Origin of the sequence: Blochmannia endosymbiont of Camponotus modoc (assembly GCF_023585785.1) — a bacterium.
Lineage (GTDB): Bacteria > Pseudomonadota > Gammaproteobacteria > Enterobacterales > Enterobacteriaceae > Blochmanniella.
In genome coordinates, this window is sequence record NZ_CP097765.1 from 300,026 (window position 1) to 311,714 (window position 11,689).

At 29.8% G+C, this 11,689-nt stretch carries 11 protein-coding genes; 7 read left to right on the plus strand and 4 right to left on the minus strand.

The annotated features are described in order from the left end of the window. Positions 1-70 precede the first annotated feature (70 nt). The 5 genes from cyoB (at position 71) to M9396_RS01230 (ending at position 5,125) form a co-directional block, all read left to right on the plus strand. A complete protein-coding gene (cyoB, locus tag M9396_RS01210) occupies positions 71-2,032 on the plus strand; it encodes a cytochrome o ubiquinol oxidase subunit I (RefSeq protein ID WP_250242213.1) in 1,962 nt (653 codons plus the stop codon). Beyond that, the gene (cyoC, locus tag M9396_RS01215) at positions 2,025-2,597 is read left to right on the plus strand and encodes a cytochrome o ubiquinol oxidase subunit III (protein WP_250255971.1); all 573 of its coding nucleotides are present in this window, start codon (positions 2,025-2,027) and stop codon (positions 2,595-2,597) included. The genes cyoB and cyoC overlap by 8 nt, the downstream gene beginning before the upstream one ends. 3 nt (positions 2,598-2,600) lie before the next feature. Continuing rightward, complete coding sequence (gene cyoD, locus M9396_RS01220) at positions 2,601-2,903, plus strand: cytochrome o ubiquinol oxidase subunit IV (RefSeq protein ID WP_250242207.1); 303 nt, start codon at positions 2,601-2,603, stop codon at positions 2,901-2,903. Between the two features lie 19 nt (positions 2,904-2,922). Further along, positions 2,923-3,807: a heme o synthase gene (cyoE, locus tag M9396_RS01225; protein WP_250256804.1), complete on the plus strand. Its 885-nt coding sequence runs from the start codon at positions 2,923-2,925 to the stop codon at positions 3,805-3,807. A gap of 157 nt (positions 3,808-3,964) precedes the next feature. Next, positions 3,965-5,125: an MFS transporter gene (locus M9396_RS01230; protein WP_250256805.1), complete on the plus strand. Its 1,161-nt coding sequence runs from the start codon at positions 3,965-3,967 to the stop codon at positions 5,123-5,125. A 325-nt stretch (positions 5,126-5,450) separates the two neighbouring features. Here M9396_RS01230 and thiI read toward each other — a convergent pair whose 3' ends face one another. Then, entirely contained in the window at positions 5,451-6,911 is a 1,461-nt protein-coding gene (thiI, locus tag M9396_RS01235) for a tRNA uracil 4-sulfurtransferase ThiI (protein WP_250256807.1), read from the minus strand. A 291-nt stretch (positions 6,912-7,202) separates the two neighbouring features. On the opposite strand from thiI, the gene ispA reads away from it, so the two are divergent. After that, positions 7,203-8,129, plus strand: a complete 927-nt coding sequence (gene ispA / locus M9396_RS01240) for a (2E,6E)-farnesyl diphosphate synthase (protein WP_250255976.1) — start codon at positions 7,203-7,205, stop codon at positions 8,127-8,129. Between the two features lie 24 nt (positions 8,130-8,153). Then, entirely contained in the window at positions 8,154-10,034 is a 1,881-nt protein-coding gene (dxs, locus tag M9396_RS01245; RefSeq protein WP_250256809.1) for a 1-deoxy-D-xylulose-5-phosphate synthase, read from the plus strand. A 96-nt stretch (positions 10,035-10,130) separates the two neighbouring features. Here the strand turns inward: dxs and M9396_RS01250 are convergent, their stop codons facing one another. From M9396_RS01250 to ribH, 3 genes are all read right to left on the minus strand, one after another. Beyond that, positions 10,131-10,610 carry a phosphatidylglycerophosphatase A family protein gene (locus M9396_RS01250; RefSeq protein ID WP_250256876.1) on the minus strand — a complete coding sequence of 160 codons (480 nt, stop codon included), beginning with the start codon at positions 10,608-10,610 and terminating at the stop codon, positions 10,131-10,133. A gap of 106 nt (positions 10,611-10,716) precedes the next feature. Continuing rightward, positions 10,717-11,151 (minus strand): transcription antitermination factor NusB, encoded by a 435-nt coding sequence (nusB, locus tag M9396_RS01255; protein ID WP_250256811.1) that lies wholly within the window; start codon positions 11,149-11,151, stop codon positions 10,717-10,719. A gap of 31 nt (positions 11,152-11,182) precedes the next feature. After that, entirely contained in the window at positions 11,183-11,659 is a 477-nt protein-coding gene (gene ribH, locus M9396_RS01260; protein WP_250242188.1) for a 6,7-dimethyl-8-ribityllumazine synthase, read from the minus strand. Between the last annotated feature and the right edge of the window lie 30 nt (positions 11,660-11,689).

The window sequence follows — 11,689 nt, forward strand, 5'->3', positions numbered from 1 at the left end:
TTCATGTTTCCTTAATATAAGGCATGATTGTTTTGAGAAATGTTGTAAATATATAAGGATAATTAAAATAATGTTTGGAAAATTAACAACAGATTCTATTCCGTATGAAGATCCAGTTATTATGTCGACAGTCATTATCATTCTTTTCATTGGAGTAATGCTTTCCGGTATCATTACATATTACAATAAATGGCGATATCTTTGGAATGAATGGTTTACTTCTGTAGATCATAAAAAAATTGGGATTATGTATATTATAGTCTCATGTATTATGTTTTTACGTGGTTTTGCCGATGCCATCATGATGAGAGCGCAACAAGCTTTATCCTCTTCTGGATCGTATGAATTTCTTTCATCCCATCACTACAACCAAGTAATTACCGCTCATGGAGTAATCATGATCATATTTATGGCTACTCCTTTCGTAATAGGATTAATGAACTTGGTAGTTCCATTACAAATTGGAGCACGAGATGTTGCTTTTCCTTTTTTAAATTCTTTGAGTTTTTGGTTATTTATGGTAGGTGTAATTTTGATGAATCTTTCCTTAGGAATAGGAGAATTTGCTCAAACAGGATGGTCAGGTTACCCACCATTATCAAGTAAAGAATACAGTCCTGGTGTTGGTGTCGATTATTGGATATGGAGTATACAAATTTCTGGAATAGGAACTACTTTGACTGGTATAAATTTTTTTACTACAATTTTATATATGCGAGCTCCAGGATTGTCGATGATGAAAATGCCAGTTTTTACTTGGACTGCTTTATGTACAAATACATTAATCATTGCAGCTTTTCCAATTTTGACTATTACTATCGCTTTATTAACACTAGACCGTTATCTGGGAACCCATTTTTTTACTAACGATTTAGGCGGAAATATGATGATGTATATCAATTTATTTTGGGCTTGGGGTCATCCAGAAGTATATATTTTAGTGTTGCCCGTATTTGGTGTATTTTCGGAAATTGTTTCCACTTTTTCACAAAAGAAGTTGTTTGGATATACTTCATTAATATGGGCTACTATAGCTATTACTGTGTTATCTTTTTGTGTATGGTTACATCATTTTTTTACTATGGGTGCAGGTGCTAACGTTAATGCATTTTTCGGTATTATGACTATGATAATTGCCATTCCAACTGGAGTAAAGGTATTTAACTGGTTATTCACTATGTATCGAGGGAAAATTGTTTTTGCTTCCCCAATGATGTGGACTATTGGATTTATTATTACATTTTCCATAGGAGGAATGACTGGGGTATTATTATCTGTGCCAGGAGCTGATTTTGTATTGCATAACAGTTTATTTTTAATTGCACATTTTCATAATGTTATTATTGGAGGAGTATTGTTCGGTTGTTTTGCCGGAGCTACCTATTGGTTTCCTAAGGCTTTTGGTTATGTTTTAAATGAAAAATGGGGGAAACGAGCTTTTTGGTTTTGGATGATTGGATTTTATATGGCGTTTATGCCGTTATATATTTTAGGGTTTATGGGTATGACTCGTCGATTAAGCCAACACATTGATCCAATATTTTCATCGATGTTAATAACCGCATCAATGGGTACTATATTGATTGGATTGGGTATTATGTGCCAATGTATCCAAATAATAGTCAGTATTGTAAATCGTGATAAATATAAAGATATAAATGGAAATCCATGGAATGGATCTACTTTAGAATGGGCTGTTTCCTCTCCCCCGCCATTTTATAATTTTGCAATTATTCCTATAATAAATAGTGATCGTGATGTTTTTTGGTATGTACAAAATAATAGAAACGTATATTCTTGTCCTGATCAATTTAAATCCATACATATGCCTAAAAATACGTATTCTGGCATTGTTATATCTTTTTTCGGTTTAACATTTGGATTTGGTATGATTTGGTATATATGGTGGCTCGTTATTTTCAGTATGGTGGGAATCATAACAACTTGGATTCTTCATACATTTAATGATGATACAGAATATTACGTACCAGTAGAGAAAGTTAAAGAAATTGAATGTGTTAATAATGTATAAACATAATAATTTAAATATAAAGACAATATTTGGTTTCTGGTTATACATAATGAGTGATTGTATTCTATTTGCAAGTTTATTTGCAATATACTCTGTGTTATGTAATAACACAGTAGATTGTTCTTCAGGTAAAGATATATTTTCATTGCCTTTTGTGTTTGTAGAAACTTGTTGTTTATTATTGAGTAGCCTTACTCATGGCAAAGTTATGATATATGTAGAAAAATCATATACGAAACAAGTAAATATTTGGATGGGAATAACTTTTTTATTAGGACTATGTTTTATTAGTATGGAGATCTATGAATTTTATCATTTAATTAAATTAGGAAACAATCCATGTCGTAGTGCGTTTCTTTCTTCTTTTTTTACTTTAGTGGGGACTCATGGTCTACATGTGATAGCGGGTCTTATTTGGATCGCGGTAATGATTATGCATATTGTGCGTCAAGGATTAACATACACCAACTATATACGAATGCAATGTTTAAGTTTATTTTGGCATTTTCTTGATATTATATGGATATGTGTATTTACTGAGGTGTATTTACTGGGAGTACTATGATTAATGAAGAATGGTTATACACAGAAGTCATATTTAATTGGGTTTGCATTATCTGTTGTTTTGACAATCGTTCCATTTGTTATGGTTACACATGACGCAATAAATAAAAAAATATTAATAAATATTATTGTATTTTGCTCAATAATGCAGATTATTGTTCATTTAATTTTCTTTTTGCATTTGGGAAATGTATCTAATCAAGCATGGAATTTAATATCTTTAATATTCACAATATTTATTGTTTTTATCCTTGTGCTAGGAAGTGTATGGATTATGACACATTTGCATCATAATTTGATGATTTAAATAAGATAGTTTAATTGTTATGATTAAATATTATTTACACTTAACGAAACCAGGAATTGTTTTAGGTAATTTAATGTCGTCTACAGGGGGATTTTTAATAGCATCGCGAGATGCTATATCTTGTTCTTTATTTATCACAATGACTGTAGGAACGACCTTAGTGATAGCTGCTGGCTGTGTGTTAAATAACATTATTGATCGAGATATTGATGCAGTTATGGAACGAACTAAAAATAGAGTCTTGGTGCAACACAGTCAAATTTTTCTAAATCAAAGTATATTGTATGCAGTAATCTTAAGTATATTTGGATTTTTGTTTTTGAGTTTTACTAAAAATTTTTTGACAATATATTTATCGGCAATAGGTTTATTTATATACGTCGGTGTGTATAGTTTATGGATGAAACGTAGATCTATTTATAGTATAATGGTGGGTAGTATATCAGGAGCAATGCCGCCAGTCATTGGATATTGTACCGCTGCAAATCAATTTGATGTAGGAGCTTTGATATTATTAATAATTTTTAGTTTGTGGCAAATCCCACATTCTCATTCCATTGCTATTTTACGATTAAATGATTATAAAATAGCTTGTATTCCAACTTTCCCTATTAAAAAGGGAGTGGAGTCAACTAAGAATCATATGGTTGTTTATATAATTGGGTTTATTATAGCAACTATATTATTTACTGTTATGGGGTACACTAGTTATATATTTTTAATAATAATTAGCGTTATAAATTTATGGTGGTTATATATGGGATTTTATGGTTATAGAATAATTAATCATGATAGTTTGTGGGCAAAGCAAATGTTTGTATTATCTCTTATCATTATAGTATCATTAAATTTGCTTTTATCCTTAGATCATATTTTATTTTCTACAAAAAATATATTACTGTAAATATGACATACGCGAAATACTATTAGTTTAAATGAATAAATAATATGATATTTCTTAGTATTTATAAAATTTTTATTTTAAACATTTTATATATATCGATATTTTTAAAATATATAAATTTAAGATATTCCGATATCTATCTATTGTTAACACTATAATGACTAAAAAAGAATTTTACATTATATTAGGATTGAGCACGATATTTGCATTACGCATGGCAGGAGTATTTATGATTCTGCCCGTTTTAACTATTCATGCTGTTTCCTTGCAAGGAGCGAATGGAAGTTCGCTAGGTGTAGCTATTGGAGTATATGGTTTAATGCAAATAATCTTTCAATTACCTTTTGGATTAATGTCTGACAAAATTGGACGTAAGTCTGTTATTATCGGGGGATTAGTGTTATTTATTTTTGGTAGTGAAATAGCAGCAACTACTAATAATATTTGGGGGCTTATTATTGGACGAGCACTACAAGGATCAGGAGCTATTGGCAGCTCACTTATAGCGTTGTTATTAGACTCAGTACAAGAACAACATCGCATAAAAGCTATGGCGTCAGTTGGCATGAGTATTGGTATAGCTTTTGCTGCTTCTATGGTTTTTGGACCAATTATTACTAATAGGTTTGGATTGAATGGATTATTTCATAGTATTGCTATATTAATTATAGTAGCCATTGTTCTAATTTGTATTATAAAACCACCTATTTCTTCTCACCCCGTAAAAAATGATGAAAATTTATTTATTATGTTTAGTAAAATTAAACATATATTAACGCATTCACAATTAATGAAATTAAATGTCAGCATATTTTTTACACATACTATTTTAATGTTAAACTTTATTGTTTTACCCAAAACAATGATAAATTTAGGATTTCCTCTTAGTATACATTGGAAAATTTATAGTATTATTATGATAATATCTGCGATCGTAGTATTGACATGTATTTTCTATTTTGAAGGTAAAAATTGTACAAAAAAGATATTAATTGCTTGTATGAATATTTTATTTTTATCTGAACTAATTATGTCAATGAATACGTTATATAGTAAAATGTTTTTATTTGGAATGCAGCTATTTTTTATAGCATTTAGTTTAATAGAGACAATATTACCTGCTTTGATAAATAAAGAAGCACAAAAAAAATATAAAGTAACTACTATTAGTATTTATTCCATTGGTCAATTTTTAGGAATAGGATTCGGTGGGATTTTAGGTGGATTTTTATTAGAAATGAAAGGAGTATGGTTGGTATTGTTTTTTTCATTAATTATATCCTTATTATGCGTTATAGTAATTAACACACTACATTAATTATTTGTAATACGGTGAAATTTTACAGTTAATAGTGCAATGAAATATATAAATCCCATTACTTCATTAAAACGCAAAATATTTCAATAAACACTAAAAAAAAATTATGTTTTTTATAATCTATAAAACCGTAATTACAGGTAGTATGATTACTGTAATTTATCAATAAAAGTTAATTGTAATTCAGTAATACTTAAACCAACACAGTGACGTTTTCTATAAAACAATTTTTAATATACTTAATTACTAATTAAGTAAGGACCTCATTATTAATCAAAATTTTTAATTGAAGTATTTGTTCGTGCGTGACGTGTTTTCTAATACATTATCTAGGCGGTCTGTATATCTTTACATTGCGAAATCCCTGTCTATGCAAATACATTACTTGCAATTGACTCATTATACCATGATCACAATATAATAAATATACTTTATTGGGATCTAATTTAGAAAATTGATCAATTAGACTATAAAAAGGTATTTTTTTTATTTCTATATTATTTAAATAAAGAGGATTTTTTTCTTGTTCAATTTCTGTTCGTATATCCAATACTACATCAGTAGAATCCAATATTTTTTTAGTTTCTACTTGAAATACATGTTGATTAATGATTTTATCAGGAATATTTTGTACGTCTATTACATAAGATTGAGACACTGCACGATCTAATATGGTGAAATCAAAATTATTTTCTTCAAATTCGATCAGTTGTTTTGTTGTTTTTGCAGTTGATTTTTTTGATATTATTCCGCAATATTCTGGAACAGATTTTGAAAGTATCTCTGTGCCTATTTTTCGAGCTAAATTGATAATTTTTTCCTTGTCATAAGCAATTAAAGGACGAAATATTACATGATTAGAAACACTGTCAATAAGTGTTAGGTTACTTAAAGTTTGGCTTGATACTTGTCCTAACACTTCTCCTGTTATTAACGCGGTAATTTTAAAACGATTAGCTACCAACGATGCAGAACGTATCATCATGCGTTTTAACACTACTCCTATTTGGTTGTCTTTTATTTTAGCAACAATTTCCTTAATGACTTCTGAAAAATCAATAGAAATAAATTTTATTTTATGAGAACTACTAAATTTGTTCCATAAAAAATGTATTACCCTACATACTTCAACAGTATGCATAGCTCCGCCTAAATTAAAAAAACAATAATTCACTTTACATCCTCGCCGAATTAACATATAGCTAGCAACAGCTGAATCAAATCCTCCTGAAATTAATGATAACATTTCTTGTTGCGTACCTATCGGAAAACCTCCTAATCCTTCGTAACGCTTGATAATTATAAAAAGTTGATTATCTTTAATTTCCAAATATATAGTTTTTTCAGGTTTTGTTAAGTTAACTCTAATATTAGCTATGTTTTGACACAGTTTATTCCCTAAATAATGTTCAACTTCTTGAGAAGTGAAATTATGTTTGCCACAACGTTTCACTCGAACACAAAAACTTTTGCCTGATAATTTAATCTCATCATTCAGACTGAATATAATTTTTTCATAAATATCTTGTAAAGAATGAAACACATGTTTTTTAATTAATAATAAATGGTGAATTCCAGGAATATTCACTAAAATAGCGCATATTTTTTGGTACTTTTTATTATTACATATTACCTCAAGATAATCCCAATTACGTATAATTGATGCTGATTCATTATTTTTTTTTAAAATAGTTTTAATATTTGTAATGAGGATTTTTATAAAAAAAACTCGTATAGCACGGCTTTTTATTGTAATTTCTGGTGATAATTTAATAATTATTTTCATATAAATATTTTAAGCATTAAAATACATAAGCATAAGAATAATATATTAGATATAGTAATCTTATACTATATAAATTATTATTATTTATATAATAATGTGCTCTTCTTTTGGATTATCGCATCAAAAATGATAATAGGCTATTATCTATTATATACGTAATCAGTATATGAATTTATAAAAATAATTATACTAACATATAGATATTTTTATTATGTAATATTATTATATACCGTGTGTGTTATTTAAATACACATACTAATAGTGTTTATTTTATGGTGTTAGTACAAGACTATGCTTATGATTGATTTTGTTAATGAGTTACGTGACAGCCATCAACGAGTAGACGAAGCCATTAGTCGTTATTTACTTATGTTTCTTAAACAAGATGTATCTCTCCTTATGCAAGCAATACGTTATAGTGTTCTGTTGGGAGGAAAACGGCTACGTCCTTTTTTGGTTTATCAAACAGGGAAATTGTTTGGTATTAGATCGTCAAATCTCAATGCCCCAGCAGCAGCCATTGAATGCATACATGCTTATTCTTTAATTCATGATGATTTACCTATTATGGATAATGATAAACTGCGTAGAGGACATCCAACATGTCATGTCAAATTTGGAGAGTCCATTGCTGTTTTAGCAGGCGATGCTCTACATACATTGGCTTTTACCATTCTTTCAGAAGCACATATGCCAACTGTCACAGATCAAGATCGTTTAAAAATGATTGCTACATTAGCTTCTGCCAGCGGAGCTAATGGAATGTGCTTAGGTCAGTCTTTAGATTTAATTAGTAAAAATAATAAAAATATATCAGCCACACAGTTAGAAACCATATATCAGTACAAAACAGGATCATTAATTCGAGCTGCAGTTCGCATTGGAGCTTTAGCAGCAGGAAACAAAAGCAAAAGCTGCGACGACGTATTGTCATTTCTAGACCACTATGCTACAACTATAGGTTTAGCTTTTCAAATACAAGACGACATTATAGATATTTCACATGCATATGATCAGAAAAAAAAACACAGTATGCAATCGAAACATAATGATGTCAACAACACTTATCCAAAAATATTAGGATTAAACACGGCTCGCACTAAAGCTCAAGATTTATATTGTGAGTCATTAACATCTTTAAAATACATTGCGAAATTAGGCTACAACGTTAATATTTTATCTGCATTTTCGCGTTATATCATTAAACGTAACAACTAAAATTACGTAAATAAATAATATTAAATGAACTGTAATTCAAATAAATACCCCATATTAAGTTTAATCAATACTCCTAACGAATTGAGACAATTATCTGAAGATCATTTAACAAAGTTGTGTAATGAGTTACGTCAATTTCTTTTAACTAGTGTTAGTAGATCTAGCGGACATTTTGCATCTGGATTAGGGACTATTGAGCTTACCGTAGCACTACATTACGTATATAATACTCCATTTGATTATTTAATTTGGGATGTAGGGCATCAAGCATACCCGCATAAAATTCTTACGGGGCGACGCGAACGTATTTTTAGTATTAGAAGGAGGAACGGATTACATCCATTTCCTTGTCGTGACGAAAGCGAATATGATGTTTTATCAGTAGGACATTCTTCTACTTCAATTAGCGCGGGATTAGGTCTATCAATAGCGGCGGAACGAGAAATGCTAGGACGTCGTACAGTATGCGTGATAGGAGACGGAGCAATAACTGCTGGGATGGCCTTTGAAGCAATGAACCATGCTGGATCTACAAACTCTGATTTATTGATTATTTTAAATGATAATGAAATGTCTATTTCAGAAAACGTAGGAGCATTAAACAATCATCATACTCATATTTTATCAAAAAAAGTATATTCCAATTTAAAAGTAGACAACAATAAAATATTGTCTGACATGTTTTTAACTAATACATTGATTAAACATACTGGTAACCAAATCAAAAATTGTAATGGCACATCAAATTCATTATTTTCACAACTTGGTTTTAATTATATTGGCCCCATTAATGGACACGATGTATTAGAATTAGTATATATTTTGAGAAATATACGTGATATGAAAGGTCCACAATTCTTACATGTTATTACCAAAAAAGGTTGTGGATATGAACCTGCAGAAAAAGATCCTATTAAATGGCACGCAGTACCAAAATTTGATCCTAAAATTGGATCGTTACCTACTACTACAAAGCATTCTAAAAATATAACTTATTCTGCAATTTTTGGTGATTGGTTATGCCAAGTTGCGGCTCGAGATAATAAGATTATAGGAATTACGCCCGCGATGAGAGAAGGTTCTGGAATGAGTACCTTCTCTCAGAAATATCCAAAACAATATTTTGATGTTGCAATTGCTGAACAACATGCTGTGACATTTGCTGCTGGATTAGCTATAGCGGGTTATAAACCTATTGTCGCTATTTATTCAACATTTTTACAACGCGCATATGATCAAGTAATCCATGACGTAGCAATTCAGAATTTGCCTGTGTTATTTGCTGTCGATCGAGGAGGTATTGTCGGAGCAGATGGACAAACTCACCAAGGCGCTTTTGATTTATCGTATTTACGTTGTATTCCGAATATGATAATAATGACCCCTAGTGATGCGTGTGAATGTAAGTTGATGCTATATACAGGATATCGCTATCGATATGGACCTAGTGTTGTACGTTATCCTAAGGGATATGCTGTACCCGGTAATTTAGTAGATACAACAAAATTGTATACTTTACCATTAAGTAAAGGTGTAATACGTCGTCAAGGAAATTGCATTGCAATTCTTAATTTCGGAACTTTATTGCAATCAGCCTATAATGTTGCATCTGAATTAAATGCGACTCTAGTAGATATGAGATTTGTTAAACCATTAGATGGAAACTTAATAAAAAATCTTGCTAAAAATCACCAAGTTTTAATAACATTAGAGGAAAATACAATAATGGGTGGAGCCGGAAGCGGGGTGAATGAATTTATTATGCAGAATAAGTTATCAATTCCAGTTTTAAATATTGGTTTGCCTGATTTTTTTATTTCTCAAGGTTCACAATCAGAGATACTTTCTGAATTGGGATTAGATAGTATAGGTATTTATAAAAAAATTATAAAATGGATACATTAACAGGATTGTATTCAATGTAGTATGACGTTTAAATAATTTAACGCATATAAAGCTAACCTTCAATATTATCGATATATATACATTTTGTAAAAAATTTTAATGATATAAATTCATTAGTAATAAAATGATACAAACTGATATAATGCTCGCTAATATATCATCAATAATTATTCCAAATCCTCCTTTTATTTCACGATCACACCATGAAATTGGCCAAGGTTTTACTATATCAAATATTCTAAATAATAAAAATGCGATAATCGTCCACAACCAACTGTGTATTGGTACTATAATTAATGTCATCCACATACCAACAAATTCATCCCAAACGATTGATTTAGGGTCATGAACACCAATTATTTTAGTAGTATGATCGCAAAAATATATACCCACTCCTGTTCCAATAATCAAGAACAAAAAATAAAACTGAAACGGAAATAAATAATTCAAAACCCACCATATTGGTATTGCTAATAATGACGCCGCAGTTCCTACTGGTAGCCAAGAAATTGTACCTAAACCAAAACCAGTGGCAAATAAACACCATATTTTAGACAATTTCAAATCACTAATCATATTTAAAAAACATATCAGTAGCACACATCTATTCAGTTTAGGATTAATAAAAGCAATTATTGTTCTTTCAAATTTATTTTTCATTATAAAAACGATCATATCATTATTATTTAATAATATGATCGTTTTTACTAACACAAAGCTGATTGACTATTTTATCTAATACTCCATTAACAAATTTATGACTTTTTTCAGCTCCAAAATTTTTTACAAGCTCAATTGCTTCATTAATGGCAACTTTATATGGTATATCATTACATTTGGTAAGCTCAAACAATGCAATACGTAGCACTGAGTGTTCAATATAACCTAATTTCTCTAAATTGCGGGATAAATGCGGTATCATTAATTTATCCAATTCTTCAGCACAACTTATTACTCCAATATATAATTCATGAAAATAAGAGATATTACAATCTTGAATATCTTGCTCTTTTACAACATAATGCTCTATTTCTTTAACATCATTTTTAGATACTTGCCAGGAATACAACGCCTGCAATGTACATTCACGAGCACGCCTTCTGCTAATTGCTTTCACATAATTCCTTTTATATATTTTTATATGTATATTAAGAGCTATTTTTAATTATTTTTAGTATATTAATCATTTCTAAAACAGCCAAAGCAGCTTCTGATCCTTTGTTATTAGATTTAATGCCTGAACGTTCTATAGCTTGACTAATATTATCCGTAGTAAGTAATCCAAATCCAATAGGCAATGTGTTTTCCATGGAAATTCTGGATAATCCAGAGCTACATTCTTTTGCAACAAATTCAAAATGTACAGTAAATCCACGAATTACTGTGCCCAAAGCTATTATTCCATCATATTTGTGACTAATAGCCAATGCTTTTGCGATTAACGGTAATTCATAAGAACCTGGAACCCAAATTATGGTTATATTTTCATCTTTCACGTGCCCAATTCTTTTTAAAACATCTAAAGCTCCTTCGAGTAAATTATTATTAACGAAACGATTAAACCGAACAACCGCGATAGCAATCTTAGATTTATTTGCCATAGTATCGCTTTCAATAATATTCATAATAATCCTTATTATCAGACTACTAAAATC